Source organism: Pseudomonas sp. CFBP 5748 (assembly GCF_053850495.1).
Window position 1 is genome coordinate 450,999 of record NZ_JBSPTN010000004.1, and the last position, 24,119, is coordinate 475,117.

The following is a 24,119-nucleotide window of genomic DNA, read 5'->3' on the forward strand; positions in this document are numbered from 1 at the left end:
CGTTTCCTAAAGAACCCTTTGCACAAAATTTAACCAGCTGTGGAAAACTCGCGGTTAAAGAAATTAAAAAGAAAGAAATTTATAAAACCTTTGTTTTTATGTTTATTCTTACTGAGCATCATATCTGTGGATAAATCTCTACAGACCTTTGTTTTCAATATGTACAGAGATTCAAAACCCTGTGGTCATGTGGCAATGAGGGGCTTGGATAACCGGTGTAAGCCTGTGGATGAATGGGATGGTTATCCACAGAGGCGGTTATCTTCAGTTTTGAAGGGGGTTTATCAACCGAGCTTAACGGCGGTTATTCACAGGGCTTAATCCACAGCGAAGCATCATCCCTGGAGCAATCTCTGCTCCACGGACAAGCCGCCATGAAGGGCAATCGATTCAAAAAGCGAAGAGGAAACCGGGTTTGCCTTGGTCTCGATACGCTTTCGAGGGCAAACCCGGTTGTGGAGGTGGGGTTATTTACCGATACAGAAGCTGGAAAAAATCCGCCCCAGCAGATCATCCGAGCTGAACGCGCCGGTGATTTCCCCCAGGGAGTGTTGCGCCTGGCGCAGATCTTCGGCCAGCAGCTCACCAGCACCCGCCAGGGTCAGTTGTGCGCGACCGTGCTCCAGCGCCGCGCTGGCGTGGCGCAAGGCCTCAAGGTGCCGACGGCGGGCACTGAAGCTGCTTTCCGAGGTTTGCTCATAGCCCATGCAGGCCTTGAGGTGTTCGCGCAGCAGTTCCAGGCCTTCGCCTGCGGACTTCGCGCTCAGGCTGATAGTCACATGGCCATCACCGCTGACCTCAAGGACAATCGCTTCCCCGGTCAGGTCAGCCTTGTTGCGGATCAAAGTGACTTTCGCCGGATCCGGGCGTATTTCAAGGAATTCAGGCCACAAGGCAAAGGGGTCGTCTGCTTCCGGTGCAGTGGCATCTACCACCAGCAATACCCGGTCTGCTTCCCCAATAGCCTTCAGCGCCCGTTCAACACCAATTTTTTCCACCTGGTCATCGGTGTCGCGCAGACCTGCCGTGTCCACCACGTGTAACGGCATGCCATCGATGTGGATATGTTCGCGCAGGATATCTCGCGTGGTGCCGGCGATCTCCGTGACAATGGCAGCCTCGCGGCCTGCCAGGGCATTCAGGAGACTGGATTTGCCGGCATTCGGCCGCCCAGCAATCACCACGGTCATGCCATCGCGCAACAGCGCTCCCTGCCCGGCTTCGCGAAGCACTGTGGATAACTCATCGCGTACCTTGTCGAGCATGCTCAGCACATGGCCGTCCGCCAGGAAGTCGATTTCCTCTTCAGGGAAGTCGATCGCTGCCTCAACGTAGATTCGTAGGCCAATCAATTGTTCGGTGAGGTTATGCACACGCTGTGAAAATGCCCCCTGCAAGGAACGCAGTGCGTTTCGTGCCGCCTGTGCAGAACTCGCTTCGATCAAGTCGGCAATGGCTTCTGCCTGTGCCAGATCGAGCTTGTCGTTGAGGAAAGCGCGTTCACTGAACTCGCCCGGCCGGGCCAGGCGACAACCCAGTTCCAGGCAACGCTTGAGTAGCATGTCCAGCACGATGGGGCCGCCGTGGCCCTGCAGTTCCAAGACATCTTCGCCGGTAAACGAATTCGGTCCGGGGAAGTACAAGGCCAGGCCTTCGTCGAGGACCTGCTGATCATCACTGAAAAACGGGCCGTAATGAGCAAACCGCGGCTTGAGTTCACGACCGCTGATAGCCTTGGCCGCGACACTGGCCAACGGCCCGGAAATACGGACGATGCCGACACCGCCACGACCTTGGGCAGTGGCAACGGCGGCAATGGTTTCACGCGGTGCGCTCATAAACCGGTATCCAGACAAAAGTGGCAGATAGCAAAACGCCCCACTAGGGGGCGTTTTGTGTGGTTATCCACAGAGCAAGTTACGCCTCGGCTTTTTTCGCAGCCGCTTCGATCTTACGCGTGATGTACCACTGCTGTGTAATGGACAACACGTTGTTCACAACCCAGTACAGCACCAGACCAGCCGGGAACCACAGGAAGAAGAAGGTGAAGATGATTGGCATCATTTTCATGACCTTCGCCTGCATCGGGTCCGGAGGCGTCGGGTTCAGCTGCTGCTGGATGAACATGGTCGCGCCCATGATGATCGGCAGGATGAAGAACGGATCCTTGATCGACAGGTCGGTAATCCACAGCATGAACGGCGCCTGGCGCATCTCCACGCTTTCCAGCAACACCCAGTACAGCGCCAGGAACACAGGCATTTGTACAAGAATCGGCAAGCAACCACCCAACGGGTTGATCTTCTCTTTCTTGTACAGCTCCATCATGGCCTGGGACATTTTCTGCCGGTCATCGCCATGTTGTTCTTTCAAGGCGGCCAGTTTCGGGGCCACTGCGCGCATGCGCGCCATGGATTTGTAGCTGGCAGCCGACAATGGGAAGAAAATCCCCTTGATCAGCATGGTCAGGAAAATGATCGACCAACCCCAGTTACCGACGATGCTGTGGATATGTTGCAGCAGCCAGAAGATCGGCTGGGCAATGAACCACAGGAAACCGTAGTCCACGGTCAGTTCCAGGCCTGGGGACAACTCTTTCAGTACCGCCTGGCTTTTAGGACCGGCATACAGAATGGCACTGGTCTCGACTTTTGCACCTGGCGCGGCGGTCAATGCCGGGCCGGTGTAGCCGACGATGTAGTTGCCTTTGCTGTCTTTACGCGTCTGGACGACGTTGTTTTCGCCTTTCTGCGGGATCCAGGCGGTCACAAAATAGTGCTGCAACCAGGCAACCCAGCCACCTTGAACGGTTTCCTTGAGCTGCGCCTTGTCCATGTCCTTCATGGACACTTTCTTGTACGGCTCCGAACTTGTCCACAGGGCAGCGCCCAGGTAAGTCGCGGTGCCGGTGGCAGTGCTGGAGGAAGGATCGTCGCTGGCGTCACGCTTGAGTTGCGCGAACATCGCGCCGGACCAAGGCTGGGCGCTCTGGTTGTCGATCAGGTAAGAGACGGTTACGTCATACAGGCCACGTTTCAAGGTGAAACGCTTGATGTAATTGACGCCATCCTTACTGAACTTCAGGTCCACGACCAATTGGTCCTGACCATCAGCCAGTTGATAAATCTTCTTCTCGGCGGAGTAAATCGGGCGACCGGCGGGGCTCGCATCCGGGCCGTTGGTGCCAATCAGGCCACTCTGGGCCAGATAGGTCCGCTCGTTACCGTTGTCGAACAGCTGGAAAGGAACATCCGGATGGTCCTGGCGACGCGGATACAACGGCAGCTTCAGTTGAGCAACGTCACCACCTTGTGGATCGACTGCCAGCTCGAGCACGTCCGTCTTGATCTGGATGAGATCTTTGCTTGCGGCCACAGGGGCTTCGGCAGGAGCGCTGGTATCGCTTGCCGAACGTGGGATGTCGTCATTGCTGGCGGCGTTGGTGCCAGTAGGGACATCCGGCAAGCTCGGTGCGGTATTGCTGGCTGCAACATTCTGAGTCGGCAGGGCAGCCTGGCCATAGTCCTGGTTCCATTTAAGGACCATGACATAGGACACGATTGCCAGGGCGACGATCAGGATCGTGCGTTTGATATCCATGATTACTCGGCCATCGAAGAAGAACGGGAGGTAGGGATAGGCGGAACCGGGTCATAACCGCCGGGATTCCACGGATGACAGCGACCTAAACGACGAAAGGTCAGCCAGCCACCGCGCAGAAGGCCATGATTTTCTATGGCTTCATACGCGTAGCAGGAACAACTGGGGTAGAAACGACAGTGACTGGCCATCAGGGGACTAATGGCATAGCGATAAAACTGGATCGGAACGAGTGCCAGTTTACGCATCGGGACTGTCTACCCCTACAGTTTCGGTGTTGACTGCTGGTACTGGCTTGTTACGGGCCAGACGCTTCCAGAGCTTGCCGAAATGCTGAATCAATTCGGGGTTTTCTACATCACCCAAACCTTTGCGCGCGACGATAACGATGTCCCAGCCGACCAGTGAATCCTGGTTCAGGCGGAACGATTCACGCATCAGACGTTTGAGGCGATTGCGCTGAACGGAGAGCTTGACGCTCTTTTTCCCGATAACCAGCCCGAGGCGGGGGTGATCGAGATCGTTGCTGCGCGCAAGGAGCAGGAGATTTTTCCCCGGAACCTTGCCGGTAGGGGAGTCAAAGACTGCCTTGAAATGCCGGGGGGTAAGCAGACGCTTTTCCCGACTGAAGTCCTGACTCACCTCCAGTGCCGGATTATCAAACTGCCAGACGCGCACGACCTTTGGCGCGACGACGCGACAGGACGGCACGACCGTTCTTGGTAGCCATGCGAGCACGGAAACCGTGGGTACGAGCGCGTTTGATAGTGCTTGGTTGGAAAGTACGTTTCATGTCGTGTTACCTGGTTCGTCCACAACGGGCCGGAATGGCCCCCGTTTTAAGAGACCGGGGATTCTAGAGAAAGCAAGCCTCTAGGTCAATTTCCAACCAGCGTTTCCTTTAAATAGATCTCCAGGCCCTTGGGGCGGATTCATCACACCACGCTAGATATAGAAATAAAGAAGGGAATTATTTAAAGCTTCTCTGTAAAGCTTATAAAAGCAAGGTTGCCACCTTGCTGTGGATAACCTGGCTAAGGCCTTGTAATTCGCCGTGTACAGAGAATGACAACTACAGGGGAAAGCGGTGGCAAGCCTGTGCTGCGCTGTCGGATAAGCTGTGTGTGGAATGGGTAGTTATCCACAGGCTGGTTATCCACCGAGTTTGCCCCCCACTTGTGCAACGACCTCAGACCCGGTTATCCACAGAGCTTATCCACCGACCGCCCGTCGTCTTTCCTTCTGTTAAGGCATTGATAAATCATGGGCGATCAGCAACCTGCATGTGGATAAGTGGACGCCTGATCGCTACAATGGCCGCTTGTTTTTGCCTCACCGGCTTTCAACTTAGGGGATATCCGTGTCAGTGGAACTTTGGCAGCAGTGCGTGGAGCTTTTGCGCGAAGAGCTGCCTGCCCAACAATTCAACACTTGGATCCGTCCACTACAGGTCGAAGCCGAAGGCGACGAGTTGCGCGTGTATGCACCGAACCGTTTCGTTCTCGACTGGGTCAACGAAAAGTACCTGGGCCGGGTCATGGAACTGCTCGACGAGCATGGCAATGGCATGGCGCCTGCGCTGTCCTTATTAATAGGCAGCAAACGCAGCTCGGCACCACGGGCCGCTCCTAATGCACCGCTGGCTGCTGCGGCCTCCCAGGCCCAAGCCGTAGCGGCACCGGTTAACCATGCCGCTGCGGTCCCTGCGCCTGCCCCGAGCAAGCGTAATACGCAAAAAGCGGCCGAGGTCAGCGAAGAGCCGTCCCGGGACAGCTTCGATCCAATGGCTGGCGCCAGCTCCCAGCAGGCCCCGGTGCGCGCCGAACAGCGCACGGTCCAGGTTGAAGGCGCGCTCAAACACACCAGTTACCTGAACCGGACCTTTACCTTCGAGAACTTCGTGGAAGGTAAGTCCAACCAACTGGCCCGAGCAGCCGCCTGGCAGGTCGCGGACAACCCCAAGCATGGCTATAACCCGCTCTTCCTTTATGGGGGCGTGGGCCTGGGTAAGACTCACTTGATGCACGCAGTGGGTAACCACCTATTAAAGAAGAACCCGAATGCCAAGGTTGTGTACCTGCATTCCGAGCGTTTCGTGGCCGACATGGTCAAGGCGCTGCAACTGAACGCAATCAATGAGTTCAAGCGTTTCTACCGTTCGGTGGACGCCTTGCTGATCGATGACATTCAGTTCTTCGCCCGTAAGGAGCGTTCCCAGGAAGAGTTTTTCCACACCTTCAACGCGTTGCTTGAAGGCGGGCAGCAGGTCATTCTCACCAGCGACCGCTACCCAAAAGAAATTGAAGGCCTTGAAGAACGTCTCAAATCGCGTTTCGGCTGGGGTTTGACGGTAGCCGTCGAACCACCGGAGCTGGAAACCCGGGTCGCGATCCTGATGAAGAAGGCCGACCAGGCCAAGGTAGAATTGCCTCACGACGCCGCGTTCTTCATTGCCCAGCGTATCCGCTCCAACGTGCGTGAACTTGAAGGCGCCCTCAAGCGGGTGATCGCTCACTCGCACTTCATGGGCCGCGACATCACCATCGAGCTGATTCGCGAATCCTTGAAGGATCTGTTGGCACTCCAGGACAAGCTGGTGTCTGTGGATAACATTCAGCGTACTGTGGCTGAATACTACAAAATCAAGATTTCCGATCTGCTGTCCAAACGCCGTTCGCGTTCGGTGGCTCGTCCGCGCCAGGTGGCCATGGCCTTGTCCAAGGAACTGACTAACCACAGCCTGCCGGAAATCGGAGATGTGTTTGGTGGGCGTGACCACACCACCGTGCTGCACGCCTGCCGCAAGATCAACGAACTTAAGGAATCCGACGCGGACATCCGCGAGGACTACAAGAACCTGCTGCGTACACTGACCACTTGATGACCACCAGCGCAGCTTATTAAGGCAAGGGACTAGACCATGCATTTCACCATTCAACGCGAAGCCCTGTTGAAACCCCTGCAACTGGTCGCAGGCGTCGTCGAACGCCGCCAGACCTTGCCGGTACTTTCCAACGTGCTGCTGGTTGTCGAAGGCCAGCAATTGTCGCTGACCGGTACCGACCTAGAAGTCGAGCTGGTCGGTCGTGTGCAACTTGAAGAGCCAGCCGATCCGGGTTCTATCACCGTGCCGGCGCGCAAGCTGATGGATATCTGCAAAAGCCTGCCCAACGACGCGCTGATCGACATCAAGGTCGATGAGCAGAAACTGGTGGTCAAGGCCGGTCGCAGCCGTTTCACCTTGTCGACACTGCCTGCCAACGATTTCCCGACCGTCGAAGAAGGCCCGGGTTCGCTGACGTGCAGCCTCGATCAGAGCAAACTGCGTCGCCTGATCGAACGCACCAGTTTCGCCATGGCTCAGCAGGACGTGCGTTATTACCTCAACGGCATGCTCCTGGAAGTGTCTGCCGGCGTCATCCGCGCTGTTGCCACCGACGGGCACCGTCTGGCCATGTGCTCGATGCAGGCCGATATCGGTCAGCCGGATCGTCACCAAGTGATTGTGCCGCGTAAAGGCATCCTGGAACTGGCTCGCCTGCTGACCGAGCCGGACGGCAACGTCAGCATCGTGCTGGGCCAGCACCACATACGCGCCACCACCGGTGAGTTCACCTTCACCTCGAAACTGGTGGACGGCAAGTTCCCTGATTACGAGCGTGTGCTGCCTAAAGGCGGTGACAAGCTGGTATTGGGCGATCGTCAGGCACTGCGCGAAGCTTTCAGCCGTACCGCGATCCTCTCCAACGAGAAGTACCGTGGCATCCGTCTGCAACTGGCCAATGGTCAGCTGAAGATCCAGGCGAACAACCCGGAGCAGGAAGAAGCGGAAGAAGAAGTGGGCGTTGAATACAACGGCGGCTCCCTGGAAATCGGCTTCAACGTCAGCTACCTGCTCGACGTATTGGGTGTGATGACCACTGAGCAAGTGCGTCTGATCCTGTCCGACTCCAACAGCAGTGCGCTGGTGCAGGAGTCCGATAACGACGATTCGGCTTACGTTGTCATGCCGATGCGTCTGTAATCATGTTCAGCAGAAGCTAGATGTCCTTAAGTCGCGTCTCGGTCACCGCGGTGCGCAATCTGCACCCGGTGACCTTCTCCCCTTCCCCCCGCATCAATATCCTTTACGGCGCCAACGGCAGCGGCAAAACCAGCGTCCTGGAAGCCGTTCACCTGCTGGGGCTTGCTCGTTCGTTTCGCAGCGCCCGCCTGTTACCGGTTATCCAGTACGACCAATTGGCGTGCACGGTGTTCGGGCAGGTGGAACTGGCAGAAGGGGGCCACAGTGCCCTGGGAATTTCACGAGACCGACAAGGCGAGTTCCAAATTCGCATCGATGGGCAGAACGCCCGCAGTGCCGCGCAGCTGGCGGAGATCCTGCCATTGCAGTTGATCAACCCGGACAGCTTTCGTCTGCTGGAAGGGGCGCCGAAGATTCGTCGGCAATTTCTCGACTGGGGCGTGTTCCACGTGGAACCGCGTTTCATGGGGACTTGGCAGCGCTTGCAGAAGGCGCTGCGCCAGCGAAACTCTTGGCTGCGACATGGTACACTTGACGCCGTTTCGCAAGCGGTTTGGGACAGGGAACTGTGCCAGGCCAGCGCTGAAATAGATGAATACCGCCGCGCTTATATCAAAGCCTTGAAACCGGTCTTCGAGCAGACCTTGAGCGAGTTGGTTGAGCTTGAGGGCCTGACGCTCAGCTATTACCGAGGCTGGGATAAAGACCGGGAATTGAGCACCGTACTGGCTGGCTCACTGCAGCGGGACCAGCAGATGGGCCATACCCAGGCTGGACCACAACGCGCTGACTTGCGTCTCAGATTGGGCGCACATAACGCCGCGGACATCTTGTCCCGGGGGCAGCAGAAGTTGGTGGTGTGTGCCTTGCGTATCGCCCAGGGGCATCTGGTCAGCCAGGCCCGGCGCGGTCAGTGTATTTATCTGGTGGATGACCTGCCGTCCGAACTGGACGAAGCCCACCGTCGCGCGCTGTGCCGCTTGCTGGAAGACTTACGCTGCCAGGTTTTTATCACCTGTGTAGACCACGAATTATTGAGGGAAGGCTGGCAGACGGAAACGCCAGTCGCTCTGTTCCACGTGGAACAGGGCCGTATCACCCAGACCCACGACCATCGGGAGTGAAGGCATTGAGCGAAGAAAATACGTACGACTCAACGAGCATTAAAGTGCTGAAAGGCCTGGATGCCGTACGCAAACGTCCCGGTATGTACATTGGTGACACCGACGATGGCAGCGGCCTGCACCACATGGTGTTCGAGGTGGTCGACAACTCCATCGACGAGGCCCTCGCCGGCCATTGCGACGACATCAGCATCATCATCCACCCGGATGAGTCCATCACCGTTCGCGACAACGGCCGTGGCATCCCGGTAGACGTACACAAAGAGGAAGGCGTTTCCGCCGCCGAGGTCATCATGACCGTCCTCCACGCTGGCGGTAAGTTCGACGATAACTCCTACAAGGTCTCCGGCGGTCTGCACGGCGTCGGTGTGTCGGTGGTGAACGCACTGTCCGAACAGCTTGTTCTCACGGTTCGCCGCAGTGGCAAGATCTGGGAACAGACTTACGTCCACGGCGTGCCGCAGGCACCGATGGCGATCGTTGGCGACAGCGAAAGCACCGGCACCCAGATCCACTTCAAGGCTTCCAGCGAAACCTTCAAGAACATCCACTTCAGCTGGGACATCCTGGCCAAGCGGATTCGTGAGCTGTCCTTCCTCAACTCTGGTGTCGGCATCGTCCTCAAGGACGAGCGCAGCGGTAAGGAAGAGCTGTTCAAGTACGAAGGTGGCCTGCGTGCGTTCGTTGAGTACCTGAACACCAACAAGACTCCGGTCAACCAGGTGTTCCACTTCAACGTCCAGCGTGAAGACGGCATCGGCGTGGAAATCGCACTGCAGTGGAACGATAGCTTCAACGAGAACCTGTTGTGCTTCACCAACAACATTCCGCAGCGCGATGGTGGTACTCACCTGGTGGGCTTCCGCTCCGCGCTGACCCGTAACCTGAACAACTACATCGAACAGGAAGGCTTGGCGAAGAAGCACAAAGTCGCCACCACCGGTGACGATGCCCGTGAAGGCCTGACCGCGATTATCTCGGTGAAGGTGCCGGATCCGAAGTTCAGCTCCCAGACCAAAGACAAGCTGGTCTCTTCCGAAGTGAAGACTGCGGTCGAGCAGGAAATGGGCAAGTTCTTCTCCGACTTCCTGCTGGAAAACCCGAACGAAGCCAAGCTGGTGGTCGGCAAGATGATCGACGCCGCCCGTGCCCGTGAAGCGGCGCGCAAGGCCCGTGAGATGACCCGCCGCAAAGGTGCGCTGGACATCGCCGGCCTGCCGGGCAAACTGGCCGACTGCCAGGAAAAGGACCCTGCCCTGTCCGAGCTGTACCTGGTGGAAGGTGACTCTGCTGGCGGTTCCGCCAAGCAGGGTCGCAACCGTCGTACCCAGGCCATCCTGCCGCTCAAGGGCAAGATCCTGAACGTCGAGAAGGCGCGCTTCGACAAGATGATTTCCTCGCAGGAAGTCGGCACCTTGATCACTGCGCTGGGCTGTGGCATCGGCCGCGAAGAGTACAACATCGAAAAGCTGCGTTATCACAACATCATCATCATGACCGATGCTGACGTCGACGGTTCGCACATCCGCACCCTGCTGCTGACGTTCTTCTTCCGTCAGTTGCCGGAGCTGATCGAGCGCGGCTACATCTACATCGCACAGCCACCGCTGTACAAGGTCAAGAAAGGCAAGCAAGAGCAATACATCAAAGACGACGACGCCATGGAAGAGTACATGACGCAGTCGGCCCTGGAGGATGCGAGCCTGCACCTGAACGAAGAAGCCCCAGGCATCTCCGGCGAAGCCCTTGAGCGCCTGGTCAACGATTTCCGCCTGGTAATGAAGACTCTCAAGCGCCTGTCGCGCCTGTACCCACAGGAACTGACCGAGCACTTCATCTACCTGCCGGCGGTCAGCCTGGAGCAATTGTCCGATCACGCAGCGATGCAGGATTGGCTGGCCCAGTACGAAGTTCGCCTGCGCACTGTCGAGAAGTCCGGCCTGGTCTATAAAGCCAGCCTGCGCGAAGACCGTGAACGTAACGTCTGGCTGCCAGAGGTCGAACTGATCTCCCACGGCCTGTCGAACTACGTCACCTTCAACCGCGACTTCTTCGGCAGCAACGACTATAAGACCGTCGTTTCCCTTGGCGCGCAACTGAGCACGCTGCTGGACGAAGGCGCGTATATCCAACGTGGCGAGCGCAAGAAGGCCGTGACCGAGTTCAAGGAAGCCCTTGAATGGTTGATGGCCGAAAGTACCAAGCGCCACACCATCCAGCGCTATAAAGGTCTGGGTGAAATGAACCCGGATCAGCTGTGGGAAACCACCATGGACCCAAGCTCGCGCCGGATGCTGAAAGTTACCATCGAAGACGCCATTGGCGCGGACCAGATCTTCAACACCCTGATGGGTGATGCGGTCGAGCCACGTCGTGACTTCATCGAGAGCAATGCGTTGGCGGTGTCTAACCTGGATTTCTGATCCAGCCACCCTGCCCCAACGAAAAAGGCCAACGCACATGCGTTGGCCTTTTTTTATGCGTGTGTCTGAATAGGGATCTAACCCCAGGCGGCTGACTCAGGTCGTATAGTCGGCATTGATGCGGATATAGCCTTCCGACAGGTCGCAACCGTAAACAGTGAAGCGGCCTTGCGCGATGTTCAGATCGACCGAGATCAACACCTCATTGCCTTGCAGGTAACCCTTCACCGCTTGCAGCCCTGCTTCGTCCAACTGTCGCGGGTAGGCCTCGGTCTCGCCAAAAACGATCCTGACCTTGTCCGGGTCAATGTCCTGTTCCGCCTCACACTTGCCAATCGCCATGGCCACACGCCCCCAGTTAGGGTCTGCACCGTGCACGGCGGTCTTGACCAGTGGCGAATTGACGATGGCCTTTGCCACGCGTTTGGCCTGGGCGTCGTCGCGTGCGCCGGTGACCTGGACCTCCAGTGCTTTGCTCGCCCCTTCGCCATCGGATGCGATCATGCGCACAAGACTAAGGGCAATGTCGTACAGGGCCTGTTCGAATTCGGCCAGGTCCACTTCACCGGCCAAGCCGTTGGCCAGGATGGCGGCAGAGTCGCTGGTGGACGTGTCGGTGTCGATGCTCAGGGCATTGAAGGTTTTGTCGATCACGCGACGAAATAGCGCATCCAGCGTCTCGGGCGCAATCTTGGCGTCGGTGAAGAAGAAAGTCAGTAGGGTCGCCATATTCGGCTCGATCATGCCCACGCCCTTGGCAATGCCCACCAGGCAGGCGTCGCCAACCTTGCGTGCAGCGTGCTTGGTGCGGGTGTCGGTAGTCATGATCGCCGACGCGCAGCGCTGGAAGTCGGCAACGTGCAAGGCAGGCACGTCCGACATAAAGGCGCGGATTTTCTCCATCGGGTACTGGCGCCCGATCACGCCGGTGGAGGCGATCACCAGTTCCTGTGGGTCGACCCCTACCGCCCGGGCGATACCCGAGCGAACCTCTTCGGCGTTGGCCAGGCCTTGGGGGCCGGTGGCGACGTTCGCGTTGCGGGCGATCACCACGATACCCCGCGCCGTATCACGCTTGGCGACTTCGCGGGATAAGGTCACGCTTGGGCCCGCGAATCGGGACTGGGTGAACATGGCGCTGATGCTGGCAGGCACCTGCGAGATGACCGCGATGAAATCGTCACGGTCGTCCTTGATGCCCAGGTTGGCAATGATGTTGCTGAAGCCTTTCGGCTGGATGTGCAGGTTGTTCATGTCAGGTCCTTCAGAGAAGTGATGCTTCCTTTGCCATGTGACGATCGGCGAGTTGCCTGCGCAGGCGCGCGATGCGGCTTTTCAATCGGCGTCAACGTTATCCGTTCGAGCGCAGCGATGCCAGCCAGAACACCGATCGGTTTCCCTAACTCGCCACCGACGCCTCACTCCCCGCCGCCACCCTCTCCAACCGATACCCATACCCATAAATCGTCAGCAACTGCCAACCTCGGTCCGCGGTCAGCCCAAGCTTATTGCGCAGGCGATAGATATGGGTGTCGAGCGGTCGGGACGAGGTCATTTCCTCGTGGGTCCAGAAGCGTTCGTAGAAATACTCCCGGGACAGCGGGCGGCCCAGGTTGGCGAACAGACAGCGGGCCAGGCGGTATTCCCGTTCGGTCAGGCTGATGGGGATACCGGCGCGGGTGACGGTCAGTTCGGCGTCGTCGAACTCCAGATCGTTGAACACCAGCACGTCAGTGGCCGGCGCACGCTGCAGGTTATGGCGGCGCAGCACAGCGGTGACCCGGGCCTTGAGTTCGTTGGGCCGAAAGGGTTTGCTCACGTAGTCGTCGGCCCCGGCGTTGAGGGCCTGGACGATGTCGTGCTCGCCGTCGCGGCTGGTGAGCATGATGGCGGCGGGCGGTGATTCCATGTGCTCGCGCGTCCAGCGCAGCAGCGACAGGCCGCTGAGATCGGGCAATTGCCAGTCGAGGATCAACAGGTCGAAGGTTTCCCGGCGCAGTTGTCGCAACAGGTCTTCACCTCGTTCAAAACTGTGCAAGGTCCAGGCTTGCTCGCCCTTGCCGGGGATTTGTTGCAGTGTCTGTTCCACCCGGCGCAGTTCGGCCGGTTCGTCATCCAGTATGGCGACACGCATGGGACGCGATTCCTTGATCTCGGGAGTAACGGACATCTCAGGTGGCCATGCAGTGCAATGGCCCCTGTCGCTGGCTGCGACAATACCGGCTCACGGCGCCGAGGGAAAGGCAGCAGCACGCCAGCCAGCGAGTCCGCTATAGTCTTGGGCTTTCAGCCGGCGGTTTGACGCGTTACCCGTGAAAAAGATCCCTGCTTCCCATCTTCAGTCAGAGTGCTTATGAGCAACCAGCGTCGCCGTGAAAGCCGTGAACCGACCCAGGTCCAACGATTGTTTCGACAATTGGTGCGGGAGTGGTTGTGGATAAGTTTGCTGCTATTACCGCTGACGGCCCTGTTGTCGTTCAGTGCCCAGGCCACTCCCAACGGGCCAGGTGCAGCATTATTGTCGGTGTGTCTGGTGGCTTGCGTGTTGGGATTGTTGCTGCTGCGCCCGCGCCTGGCGTTATGGACGACGGTGGGTGGAATGAGCCTGGCCCTGTTGGCCAGCGTTTTGTTGGGCGCGCGAGGCTGGTGGTGGTCGCCGATGGCCAGTGTCATGGGCATGCTGTTTGGCTACCTGATCTGGAACTGGCGGCGCCTGAGCGTGGTGCTGGCCTATTTCGGCTGGGAGCTGGCGCGTCTGGACTCGGAGCCTAAGGTGTTCCCGGAACGTCGCCGTGCCCCGTACACCGGCAGTGACCGCTTGCAGGGCCAGATCATGGCGCTGGAACAAGCCATGAGTCGAACGCGCGACACCCGCCGTTTCATCGCCGATGGCCTGGAATACCTGCCCGTGGCGACAATGATCAGCGACCCCCAAGGCAAGCTGTTGCTCGGTAACCGCAAGGCCCGTGATCTTTTCGGCCATGGCCTGGCCGGTGGCGATGTGCTGGAACATCTCACGCAACTGGGTTATCCGGGGTTGGCGCGTGGCGTCCAGCATCGGTTATCCACATTGCCTTTGGTGGAGTTTCGCGACACACGGGAGCGCAGCTTGCGCCTGGAACGAGCGGCCCTATTGCCTGTTGACGGTGATGCGCCGATTGGCTGGCTGTTGAGCCTTACCGATTTGAGCGCGGAGCGTGAAGCCGAGGAGCAGCGCAGTGTCATGCTGCGTTTCCTGTCCCATGATTTGCGCGCGCCCCACTCGGCGATCCTTGCGTTGCTCGATGTGCAGCGGCATGAGGCGGGCGCGAATAATTCGGTGTTTGACCAGATCGAACGTCAGGTACGTCGCGCCTTGGAGTTGACCGATGGCTTCGTGCAATTGGCTAAGGCTGAATCCGAAACCTATCAGTTCCAGCCGACGTTGTTCGACATGCTGGTTCTGGACGTGGTCGACCAGGCACTGCCCATTGCTCAGGCAAAGCGCATTCAATTGACGCACGAAATAGACAATGAAGAGGCCATGGTCAGGGCGGATCAATCCTTGTTGACCCGGGCGCTGTTCAATCTGCTGGAGAACGCCATCAAATACAGCGCGCCTGACACCCGCATTTCGCTGCAAGTTCGTTGCGCGCAGGGCTGGTTGACCTGTGATGTGGCGGACCAGGGCAAAGGTATAGGCGCCGAGGAGCTACCGGACTTGTTCAGCCAGTACCGGCGGTTTTCATCAGCTCACGGAGTGGATGGGATCGGCTTGGGTTTGTCGATGGTCAAGGCGGTGGTGGACCGTCATGACGGGCAGATCGAATGCCGCAGCGTGGTCGGTCAGGGCACAACCTTCAGCTTGCGATTTCCGTTGCTGGAAGAATAAAAGATCGCAGCCTGTAGGTGCTGCCGAAGGCCGCGATCTAGGCGCTATAAAAACTTATGCACCTTTCCGAGCGTTTTATGTTTTTATGAAATATGTATAAAAAACATATACCTACAACATAAAAGCAACGGTTTCAGGAAAAACGGTACACAGGTTATCCACAGATCTCAAACAGCGAGTTTGTCCGGGGCGGCCGGTGCTGCAGGAAGAGAACCCATCTCCCGTTGGGTCTGTTCATTCCAGGCTTGTACACGATCGTTGAGCTCGGCAATGGCGCGTGGCCCGGTCCCCTCGGCATACATCGGCGCGCCGATCACCACGGTGATAACGCCCGGTGTTCTGAACCAGCCAGCCTTGGGCCAGAATTTGCCGGCATTGTGTGCAATCGGCAGCACGGGAAGATCAGCATTCACCGCCAATGCCGAACCGCTGCGGGAGAATTTGCCGACTGTCCCATAAGGAACTCGGGTGCCTTCGGGGAAGATCAGCACCCAGACGTTATCCTTGAGCAGTTCGTCGCCCTTCTTCGCCACCTGCTTGAGCGCCGCCTTGGGGTTGTCGCGATCGATGGCGATCGGGCGCAGCATGGCCATTGCCCAACCGAAGAACGGCACGAACAACAGTTCACGTTTGAGCACTTGGCTCAACGGTTCGAAATAGGCGGAGAGAAAGAACGTCTCCCAGGTGCTCTGGTGGTTGGACTGGATCACACAAGGCCGGTCAGGCACGTTTTCAGCACCTTTGACTTCATAGCTGATGCCCAGGAACACCTTGCTCAACCACAGTGCGCAACGGCACCAGTACACATTGATGAAACGGTAGCGCGCCTTGAACGGCAAGAAAGGCGCGATAAAAAAACTCAGGGAGCACCACAGCAAGGAACTGGTGCCCAACAGCAGGTAAAAGAGAAAGGTTCTGATGGCCTGCAATATCGACATAGCGGCATTTACCGTTGCGGGCAATGCCCGCCTGTTCAAGCGCTTCCCGAACAATCCTTGATCAGGTTGTCTTGGGAGCTCTAGTTGTGGATAAGTTCAGCGGCAATCGCCGCCAAGTCGTCAAAAATCAAGGTGCCCACCGGCAGGGTCTTGCCCAAAGTCTTTTCGCCTTTCCCGGTCTTTACTAAAACTGGCTGACAATCGACGGCCTTGGCCGCCTCCAGGTCACCGAGGCTGTCGCCAACGAACCATACGCCCGCCAGTGCCACGTCGTAATGCGCGGCGATGGTTTTCAACATGCCCGGCTTGGGCTTGCGGCAATCGCAACCTTCATCCGGCCCATGTGGACAATAGACGATCAGCCCGACTTCACCGCCCTGCTCGGCCACCAATTCGCGCAAGCGCTCATGCATGGCCTCGAGCACCGCGATGCTGTAGTAACCACGGGCAATGCCCGACTGGTTGGTGGCGACCGCCACCGTCCAGCCGGCCTTGCTCAACTGCGCGATGGCTTCGATCGAACCGGGGAGCGGCAACCACTCCTCGACCGATTTGATGTAAGCGTCGGAGTCGTGATTGATCACCCCGTCCCGATCGAGAATCAGCAGTTTCAAGGTTTACCCCAGCAGCGAAATATCGGCGACGCCGAGGAACAAACCGCGCAGACGCGCCAGCAGCGCGTAACGGTTGGCCCGTACGTTGGCATCTTCGGCATTGACCATCACCGCTTCGAAAAACGCATCCACTGGTTCACGCAGTGCCGCCAGGCGCGCCAGGGTTTCGTTGTACTGACGGGCTGCCGCCATCGGCTGGACCGCCTGGTCAGCCTGCTGGATCGCCGAATACAGGGAGAACTCATTGGCGTTGTCGAAGTACTTGGCTTCGACGGTGGCCGCGATATTGCCTTCGGCCTTGCTCAGCAGGTTCGACACACGCTTGTTCACCGCCGCCAGGGCTGCGGCTTGCGGCAGTTGGCGGAAAGCCTGCACCGCTTGTACGCGCTGGTCGAAGTCCAGGGCCGAACCCGGCTTCAGGGCACGTACCGACAGATAGGTCGCGACATCGACGCCTTCGTCTTCATAACGCGCACGCAGGCGGTCGAAGATGAATTCCAGCACCGCATCGGCCAGGCCTGCTGCCTTGACCTTGCTGCCGAACGCATTGACGGCGAACGCCACGGCGTCGTTCAGGTCCAGATCCAGTTGTTTGTCGATCAGGATCCGCAGCACACCCAACGCCGCACGACGCAAGGCGTACGGGTCTTTGCTGCCGGTGGGCAGCATGCCGATGCCGAAGATGCCGACCAGGGTGTCGAGCTTGTCGGCGATGGCCACGGCCGCACCGGTCAGGGTGGTCGGCAGTTCAGCGCCGGCACCGCGCGGCATGTACTGCTCGTTCAGCGCCAGGGCCACGTCTTGCGGCTCGCCGTCGTTGAGGGCGTAGTAGTAACCGGCGACACCTTGCATCTCCGGGAACTCACCGACCATTTCGGTCGACAGGTCGCACTTGGACAGGATGCCAGCACGGGCCGCGCGCTGGGCGTCACCACCGATGCGTGGGGCGATGAACGCGGCCAGTTTCGAAACGCGCTCGGCCTTGTCGTAGACGCTGCCGAGTTTTTCCTGGAACACCACGTTTTTCAGACGCTCGTTGAAACTTTCCAGGGGCTGTTTCTTGTCTTGCTTGAAGAAGAACTCGGCGTCGGTCAGGCGCGGGCGAACGACTTTCTCGTTACCGGCGATGATCTGCTGCGGGTCCTTGCTCTCGATGTTGGCGACCGTGATGAAGCGCGGCAGCAACTTGCCTTCGGCGTCCAGCAGGCAGAAGTACTTCTGGTTGTCCTGCATGGTGGTGATCAGTGCTTCCTGCGGCACTTCAAGGAAACGTTCCTCGAACGAGCACACCAGCGGCACCGGCCATTCCACCAGCGCCGTCACTTCGTCCAACAGGTTTGGCGGCACAATGGCGGTGCCTTCCTGTTGGGTGGCCAGCTCTTCGGTGCGCTTGCTGATCAGCTCGCGGCGCTCGGTGGCATCGGCCAGTACGTAGGCGGCACGCAGGTCGGCCAGGTAGTTGGCCGGCGAAGTGATGCGTACGCTTTGCGGATGATGGAAGCGGTGCCCACGGGAATCGCGACCGGCCTTCTGGGCCAGGATCGTGCAGTCGATGACCTGGTCACCGAGCAGCATCACCAGCCATTGGGTCGGGCGCACGAACTCTTCCTTGCGCGCGGCCCAGCGCATGCGCTTGGGAATCGGCAAGTCATTGAGGGAGTCTTCGACGATGGTCGGCAGCAGGCTGGCGGTCGGCTTGCCCTTGATGCTCTGGCTGTAGCGCAGCTTCGGCCCGCTCTGGTCGATTTCGCTCAGGTCCACGCCACACTTCTTGGCGAAACCGAGGGCGGCTTGGGTCGGGTTGCCGTCGGCATCGAACGCGGCCTGGCGTGGCGGGCCGTCGAGGTTGATGCTGCGGTCCGGCTGCTGGGTCGCCAGGGCGGTGATCAGCACGGCCAGGCGGCGCGGCGCGGCATAGACGTGCTTGGCTTCGAAGTTCAGGCCAGCGGCTTGCAGGCCTTTCTCGATACCGGCCAGGAATGCATCGGCCAGGGTGTTCAGGGCTTTGGGTGGCAGTTCTTCGGTGCCCAGTTCAACCAGAAAATCTTGAGCACTCATTGTGCAGCCTCCAGCTTAGCCAACACTTCATCACGCAGGTCCGGGGTCGCCATCGGGAAGCCCAGCTTGGCACGGGCCAGCAGGTAGGCTTGCGCAACGGAACGCGCCAGGGTGCGCACACGCAGGATGTATTGCTGGCGCGCGGTCACGGAAATCGCCCGGCGTGCATCCAGCAGGTTGAAGGTATGGGACGCCTTCAACACCATTTCATAGCTCGGCAGTGGCAGCGGCTGATCCAGTTCGATCAGGCGCTTGGCTTCGCTTTCATAGAAATCGAACAGTTCGAACAGCTTCTCGACGTTGGCGTGTTCGAAGTTGTAGGTCGATTGCTCCACTTCGTTCTGGTGGAACACATCGCCATAAGTCACTTTGCCGAATGGGCCGTCAGCCCACACCAGGTCATAGACCGAATCCACGCCCTGCAGGTACATGGCCAGGCGTTCCAGACCGTAGGTGATCTCGCCGGTCACCGGGTAGCACTCGATGCCGCCCGCTTGCTGGAAGTAAGTGAACTGAGTCACTTCCATGCCATTGAGCCAGACTTCCCAGCCCAGGCCCCAGGCGCCCAGGGTCGGCGATTCCCAGTTGTCTTCGACGAAACGAATGTCGTGCACCAGTGGGTCCAGGCCCACGTGCTTGAGGGAGCCGAGGTACAGCTCCTGGAAATTTTCCGGGTTCGGTTTCAGCACCACCTGGAACTGGTAGTAGTGCTGCAGACGGTTCGGGTTTTCGCCGTAGCGGCCGTCAGTCGGGCGGCGGCTGGGCTGCACATAAGCGGCGTTCCAGGTTTCCGGGCCGATGGCGCGCAGAAACGTGGCAGTGTGGAAAGTGCCGGCGCCTACTTCCATATCGTAGGGCTGAAGTACCACGCAACCTTGCTCGGCCCAGTATTGCTGGAGGGCGAGGATCAAGTCTTGGAAGGTACGCACGGCTGGCGTAGGCTGGCTCACGAAATTCACCTGTTTCTTGGGCTGCGATTTAAAGAGCGGGAGTATACCCGATTCGTTCGTGCGCACGCCCCCTGGAGCCTTATGCCACGCTGCTTTTGGTGTTCCGAAGATCCTTTGTACATGGCTTATCACGATCAGGAGTGGGGCACGCCGCTGCGCGATGCGCAGGGTTTGTTCGAGTTGCTTTTGCTCGAAGGGTTCCAGGCCGGGCTGTCCTGGATCACCGTTTTGCGCAAACGCGAGCGCTACCGGCAAGTGCTGTTCGGTTTTGACGTACAGCGAGTCGCGCAGATGAGCGATGCGGAAATCGATGAGCTGATGCTTGACCCCGGCATCATCCGCAACCGCCTCAAGCTCAAGGCGGCCCGCCGTAACGCCCAGGCCTGGCTGGCCCTGGAAGATCCGGTGGCGTTCCTCTGGTCGTTCGTCGGTGATAAACCCATCATCAACCATTTCAAGAATCGCACCGAAGTGCCGGCCATCACGCCCGAGGCACTGGCGATGAGCAAAGGCTTGAAAAAAGCCGGCTTCACCTTCGTCGGCCCGACCATTTGCTACGCCTTGATGCAGGCCTCGGGGATGGTCATGGACCACACCCAGGACTGCGATCGCTACGCCGAGCTGGCAAACGGTGGTTAGAATAGCCGGCTCGCAACACGGCCCATACATTCAGGAGTGACCTGTGGATAAGTTGAAAGGCGCCTTGCTGGTTGGCGCTCTGCGGTTGTTTGCGCTGCTGCCCTGGCGCGCGGTGCAAGCGGTGGGCTCGGCCATTGGCTGGTTCATGTGGAAACTGCCCAACCGTTCCCGCGACGTGGTGCGGATCAACCTCGCCAAATGTTTTCCCGAGATGGACCCGGCCGAGCGTGAACGCCTGGTGGGCCAAAGCCTCAAGGACATCGGCAAATCCCTGACCGAAAGCGCCTGCGCCTGGATCTGGCCGGCCCAGCGTTCCATCGACCTGGTGCGTGAAGTCGAAGGGCTGGAAGTATTGAAGGAAGCGCTGGCCTCCGGCAAAGGCGTGGTGGGTATCACCAGCCACCTGGGCAACTGGGAAGTGCTCAACCACTTCTATTGCAGCCAGTGCAAACCGATCATTTTCTACCGTCCGCCCAAGCTCAAGGCGGTGGATGAGTTGCTGCGTAAACAGCGTGTGCAGTTGGGCAACAAAGTCGCCGCGTCTACCAAGGAAGGCATCCTCAGTGTCATCAAGGAAGTGCGCAAAGGTGGCCAAGTGGGCATCCCCGCCGACCCGGAACCGGCCGAGTCCGCCGGCATCTTCGTGCCCTTCTTCGCCACCCAGGCCCTGACCAGCAAGTTCGTACCGAACATGCTCGCCGGCGGCAAAGCCGTCGGCGTCTTCCTTCACGCCCTGCGCCTGCCGGACGGCTCCGGCTACAAAGTCATCCTCGAAGCCGCCCCGGACGCGATGTACAGCACCGACACCGAAACCGCCTGCGCGGCCATGAGCCAAGTGGTGGAACGCTATGTACGGGCTTACCCAAGCCAGTACATGTGGAGCATGAAACGCTTCAAGAAACGCCCGCCGGGTGAGGCGCGGTGGTATTGAAGGCCTGTTGCTTCATATGAGTGGGGCTGTAGTGAATGCAGGCTCTGTGAACACCCGAGACCCCATGTGGGAGCTGAGCTTGCTCGCGATAGCGCCCTGACAGCCACCACATAACTAACTGACTCCACCCTCCTGTGGCGAGGGGATTTATCCCCGCTGGGCTGCGAAGCAGTCCCAACCGGGCTAACGTATTCCCCCAGGCAAACCCAACGGAGGCCGAATGGATAACGGTCCAGGCAAACGCGTCATCGTCATTGGAGCGGGCATCGTAGGCGCATCCCTGGCCTACCACCTGGCGGCCAAAGGCGCGAAAGTCACGGTAGTCGAGGCCGAAGGCATCGCGTCAGGCGTGACCGGCAGCTCATTCGCCTGGATCAACACCTCACACGGCGAACCCGACCCCATCGCGCCATTGCGCGGTGCTGCCCTCCAGGAATACCACCGACTCGAAACGCAGCTCCCCGGTCTGAAGATCCAATGGAGCGGCGCCCTGTCTTACGGCGCGAGCTCAGAAGCTTCGGCAAACCGGATATCCCAATCACAGATCCGTGAGCTTGAGCCAAAACTCAGGAACCCTCCTCAATCCGCTTCGTATGCAGCAGAAGAAGGAGCACTGGACGCTGTAGCAACAACCCATGCGTTGATTGCCGGAGCCCAGGCGAGTGGTGCGAAAGTGCTCACCCAAACGCCGGTTCTCGGCTTTAGATCCCATGGCTCCACCGTGTTGGGTGTCGAAACCGCCGCGGGCGTCATCGAAGCCGATATCGTCGTATTGGCAGCCGGCACAGGCGTCGCGAAGCTAATAGACCTGCTTAAAGTTTCCCTGCCGATAGAAGCCTCCCCGGCGATTTTCATCCGCTATGAATCACAGCCCAACCTGGTACGCACCCTCATCTCGAACCCCGAAATGGAAGTGAGGCAAACCCCGGAAGGTGCGTTGCTGGCGGCCGAAGACTACCTGGACGATGCCCTGGAAAACCAACCGGCGGCGATAGCACTGCGAACGGCCAACGCCATCAAGAACGAACTCCAAGGTGTTGTCTCCCTGGATCTGCAATCGGCTCGTGTCGGATTCAGGCCCATGCCCGCCGATGGCATCCCCATCATTGGTTATCTTCCGCAGGTCGGCGGCGTCTATGTGTGCGTCATGCACCCCGGAGTGACCCTGGCGGCGATCGTGGGCCGTCTTGCCAGTGAGGAGATCATCGGCGACAAGCCATCCCCTGCCCTCAACCCCTGCCGTCCGGATCGATTTTTTCAAGCTCAGTGAGGGTCAATGGCCTAAGCTCGCCTATTCCCAAATCAGCCAAGGAAGCGTCAATGGGCATTCGAGGTAAAGACCGTCAGATCGATAACGTTGAGTTCAATGTCAGCGATATCGCGCGTAGCAAAGCCTTTTATGGAAGCGTATTCGGCTGGAGTTTCGTCGACTACGGCCCGACCTATACCGAATTCAGCGACGGTCGCCTGACCGGTGGCTTCACGACCGGTGAACCCGTGCGCCCGGGCGGCCCGTTGATCATCCTGTACGCGGATGACCTTGAGGCTACCCAACTCAGGCTCAAGGCCGCAGAGGCGACCATCAGCCGTGAAGTGTTTGCTTTCCCGGGTGGCCGACGTTTCCACTTTATCGATCCGGATGGCTATGAACTGGCCGTGTGGTCGGCTTCCTGATGATCGATTGATGACAAAGAGGCGCAAAGCCTCAATCGTGTCCATGATTAAGGGCTTGCGATGTCGGCGACGTTGGGATGGCGAAGTCAGTCCGGAGTCCGTTGGATGACCGTCCAGCCATATCGCACTTCCTCTGGTCCATTAATCAAGGAGCCACTCCCATGAACATCGACTTCACCGGCCGTCACGTCTTAGTCACCGGCTCCACCAGCGGTATCGGTTTTGCGACAGCCAAAGGCTTCCTCGAGTCCGGCGCCCAGGTGGTCATCAACGGTCGCAGCGAGAGCAGCGTCGAAGACGCGTTACAGCGCTTGGGCGCCCTTGCTTCAAGGGCCGACGGCTTTGCTGGCGATCTCAGCAACGCGTCTGGCTGCCAAGCACTGATCGCCAAGTACCCACGCTTCGATGTCGTCATCAACAACCTGGGCATTTTCAAACTGGAAGACTTTTTCGAGACGCCGGACAGCGAATGGCAGCGTTTCTTCGAAACCAACGTGATGTCGGGCGTGCGGGTTTCCAGGGCCTATGCGCCGGGCATGGTCGAGCGCGGTTGGGGGCGGATTGTGTTTGTCTCGTCGGAATCTGGCGTGAACATTCCTGCCGACATGATCCACTACGGCTTCACCAAAACCGCGCAACTTTCAATCGCTCGCGGCCTGGCCAAGCGCCTCGCCGGCACGGGCGTGACGGTGAATTCGGTGCTGCCGGGGCCGACGCTTTCCGAAGGCGTTGCGCAGATGCTCCAGGCAGACGTCGAGCGCACCGGGGACAGCCTGGAAAAGGTGGCAGCGGATTTCGTCAATCAGCACCGCAGTACCTCGATCATCCAGCGCGCGGCGCGTGTCGAGGAAGTCGCCAACATGATCATCTATGCCAGCTCGGAACAAGCCTCGGCTACCACGGGAGCGGCGCTGCGTGTTGATGGTGGTGTGGTGGATAGCATCGTTTAGGATCTTGTGACACGTTGCAAAAACGCCGCTTCCTCATGAGAGATAAGCGGCGCTTTTTCTTTTGGAAGCAACATGGGTTGATTCGACCGGCTTTCGGAACGGTGAAGGGATTGTTCAGATGACCCTGTTTTGCAGGCGATCCGAGCCACCTTCAGCTACGCGGTTTCCCATCAGTCGATCCGAGCCACCTTCGGCTACGCGGTTTCCCATCAGGCGATCCGAGCCACCTTCGGCTACGCGGTTTCCCATCAGTCGATCCGAGCCACCTTCGGCTACGCGGTTTCCCATCAGTCGATCCGAGCCACCTTCGGCTACACGGTTTT

The 24,119-nt window shown here is 58.8% G+C and carries 21 protein-coding genes and 1 pseudogene; 10 read left to right on the forward strand and 12 right to left on the reverse strand.

The genetic code is table 11. The features are described from left to right. Positions 1 to 467: 467 nt before the first annotated feature. The 5 genes from mnmE to rpmH form a co-directional block, all read right to left on the reverse strand. The gene (gene mnmE, locus ACWNZ1_RS12075; RefSeq protein ID WP_135847923.1) at positions 468 to 1,838 is read right to left on the reverse strand and encodes a tRNA uridine-5-carboxymethylaminomethyl(34) synthesis GTPase MnmE; all 1,371 of its coding nucleotides are present in this window, start codon (positions 1,836 to 1,838) and stop codon (positions 468 to 470) included. 79 nt (positions 1,839 to 1,917) lie between these two features. Further along, entirely contained in the window at positions 1,918 to 3,600 is a 1,683-nt protein-coding gene (gene yidC / locus ACWNZ1_RS12080; RefSeq protein WP_135847924.1) for a membrane protein insertase YidC, read from the reverse strand. A gap of 2 nt (positions 3,601 to 3,602) precedes the next feature. After that, on the reverse strand, positions 3,603 to 3,848 hold the full coding sequence (gene yidD, locus ACWNZ1_RS12085; RefSeq protein ID WP_010465488.1) for a membrane protein insertion efficiency factor YidD: 246 nt from the start codon (positions 3,846 to 3,848) through the stop codon (positions 3,603 to 3,605). Next, a complete protein-coding gene (gene rnpA, locus ACWNZ1_RS12090; protein WP_003207107.1) occupies positions 3,841 to 4,242 on the reverse strand; it encodes a ribonuclease P protein component in 402 nt (133 codons plus the stop codon). The genes yidD and rnpA overlap by 8 nt, the downstream gene beginning before the upstream one ends. Positions 4,243 to 4,258: 16 nt before the next feature. Next, complete coding sequence (gene rpmH, locus ACWNZ1_RS12095) at positions 4,259 to 4,393, reverse strand: 50S ribosomal protein L34 (protein WP_003213577.1); 135 nt, start codon at positions 4,391 to 4,393, stop codon at positions 4,259 to 4,261. A 567-nt stretch (positions 4,394 to 4,960) separates the two neighbouring features. Here rpmH and dnaA point away from each other — a divergent pair. Genes dnaA through gyrB form a run of 4 tightly spaced genes read left to right on the forward strand, consistent with a single transcriptional unit; the run spans position 4,961 to position 11,171 of the window. Beyond that, on the forward strand, positions 4,961 to 6,481 hold the full coding sequence (dnaA, locus tag ACWNZ1_RS12100; RefSeq protein ID WP_135842962.1) for a chromosomal replication initiator protein DnaA: 1,521 nt from the start codon (positions 4,961 to 4,963) through the stop codon (positions 6,479 to 6,481). Between the two features lie 39 nt (positions 6,482 to 6,520). Continuing rightward, entirely contained in the window at positions 6,521 to 7,624 is a 1,104-nt protein-coding gene (dnaN, locus tag ACWNZ1_RS12105; protein ID WP_003196145.1) for a DNA polymerase III subunit beta, read from the forward strand. A 20-nt stretch (positions 7,625 to 7,644) separates the two neighbouring features. After that, complete coding sequence (gene recF, locus ACWNZ1_RS12110; protein ID WP_135842963.1) at positions 7,645 to 8,748, forward strand: DNA replication/repair protein RecF; 1,104 nt, start codon at positions 7,645 to 7,647, stop codon at positions 8,746 to 8,748. A 5-nt stretch (positions 8,749 to 8,753) separates the two neighbouring features. Then, entirely contained in the window at positions 8,754 to 11,171 is a 2,418-nt protein-coding gene (gene gyrB / locus ACWNZ1_RS12115) for a DNA topoisomerase (ATP-hydrolyzing) subunit B (RefSeq protein WP_135842964.1), read from the forward strand. A 96-nt stretch (positions 11,172 to 11,267) separates the two neighbouring features. Here the strand turns inward: gyrB and argJ are convergent, their stop codons facing one another. Beyond that, entirely contained in the window at positions 11,268 to 12,425 is a 1,158-nt protein-coding gene (gene argJ / locus ACWNZ1_RS12120) for a bifunctional glutamate N-acetyltransferase/amino-acid acetyltransferase ArgJ (protein WP_135842965.1), read from the reverse strand. 145 nt (positions 12,426 to 12,570) lie between these two features. After that, positions 12,571 to 13,305: a response regulator transcription factor gene (locus ACWNZ1_RS12125; protein ID WP_135842966.1), complete on the reverse strand. Its 735-nt coding sequence runs from the start codon at positions 13,303 to 13,305 to the stop codon at positions 12,571 to 12,573. Between the two features lie 219 nt (positions 13,306 to 13,524). Between ACWNZ1_RS12125 and ACWNZ1_RS12130 the strand changes: the two genes are divergently transcribed. Further along, positions 13,525 to 15,042, forward strand: coding sequence for a sensor histidine kinase (locus tag ACWNZ1_RS12130; protein ID WP_135842967.1), 1,518 nt, complete (start codon positions 13,525 to 13,527; stop codon positions 15,040 to 15,042). Between the two features lie 167 nt (positions 15,043 to 15,209). Here the strand turns inward: ACWNZ1_RS12130 and ACWNZ1_RS12135 are convergent, their stop codons facing one another. The 4 genes from ACWNZ1_RS12135 to glyQ form a co-directional block, all read right to left on the reverse strand. Continuing rightward, positions 15,210 to 15,980, reverse strand: a complete 771-nt coding sequence (locus ACWNZ1_RS12135) for a lysophospholipid acyltransferase family protein (RefSeq protein WP_256453981.1) — start codon at positions 15,978 to 15,980, stop codon at positions 15,210 to 15,212. 80 nt (positions 15,981 to 16,060) lie between these two features. Next, positions 16,061 to 16,594: a D-glycero-beta-D-manno-heptose 1,7-bisphosphate 7-phosphatase gene (gmhB, locus tag ACWNZ1_RS12140; RefSeq protein WP_265072528.1), complete on the reverse strand. Its 534-nt coding sequence runs from the start codon at positions 16,592 to 16,594 to the stop codon at positions 16,061 to 16,063. A 3-nt stretch (positions 16,595 to 16,597) separates the two neighbouring features. Continuing rightward, on the reverse strand, positions 16,598 to 18,652 hold the full coding sequence (gene glyS, locus ACWNZ1_RS12145; protein ID WP_135842970.1) for a glycine--tRNA ligase subunit beta: 2,055 nt from the start codon (positions 18,650 to 18,652) through the stop codon (positions 16,598 to 16,600). Next, complete coding sequence (glyQ, locus tag ACWNZ1_RS12150; protein ID WP_003177094.1) at positions 18,649 to 19,602, reverse strand: glycine--tRNA ligase subunit alpha; 954 nt, start codon at positions 19,600 to 19,602, stop codon at positions 18,649 to 18,651. Before glyQ ends, glyS begins: the two co-directional genes overlap by 4 nt. 81 nt (positions 19,603 to 19,683) lie before the next feature. Here glyQ and ACWNZ1_RS12155 point away from each other — a divergent pair, with 81 nt between their 5' ends. The 5 genes from ACWNZ1_RS12155 (at position 19,684) to ACWNZ1_RS12175 (ending at position 23,796) form a co-directional block, all read left to right on the forward strand. Then, a complete protein-coding gene (locus ACWNZ1_RS12155) occupies positions 19,684 to 20,241 on the forward strand; it encodes a DNA-3-methyladenine glycosylase I (RefSeq protein WP_135842971.1) in 558 nt (185 codons plus the stop codon). Positions 20,242 to 20,284: 43 nt separating this feature from the next. Continuing rightward, positions 20,285 to 21,172: a lysophospholipid acyltransferase gene (locus ACWNZ1_RS12160; protein ID WP_135842972.1), complete on the forward strand. Its 888-nt coding sequence runs from the start codon at positions 20,285 to 20,287 to the stop codon at positions 21,170 to 21,172. A 220-nt stretch (positions 21,173 to 21,392) separates the two neighbouring features. Beyond that, positions 21,393 to 22,442 carry an NAD(P)/FAD-dependent oxidoreductase gene (locus tag ACWNZ1_RS12165; protein ID WP_135842973.1) on the forward strand — a complete coding sequence of 350 codons (1,050 nt, stop codon included), beginning with the start codon at positions 21,393 to 21,395 and terminating at the stop codon, positions 22,440 to 22,442. 50 nt (positions 22,443 to 22,492) lie between these two features. After that, complete coding sequence (locus tag ACWNZ1_RS12170) at positions 22,493 to 22,846, forward strand: VOC family protein (RefSeq protein WP_135842974.1); 354 nt, start codon at positions 22,493 to 22,495, stop codon at positions 22,844 to 22,846. A 161-nt stretch (positions 22,847 to 23,007) separates the two neighbouring features. Next, positions 23,008 to 23,796, forward strand: a complete 789-nt coding sequence (locus ACWNZ1_RS12175; protein ID WP_135842975.1) for an SDR family NAD(P)-dependent oxidoreductase — start codon at positions 23,008 to 23,010, stop codon at positions 23,794 to 23,796. A gap of 114 nt (positions 23,797 to 23,910) precedes the next feature. On the opposite strand, the pseudogene ACWNZ1_RS12180 reads toward ACWNZ1_RS12175, so the two are convergent. After that, positions 23,911 to 24,119, reverse strand: a pseudogene (locus ACWNZ1_RS12180) (phage infection protein); the annotation flags it as partial.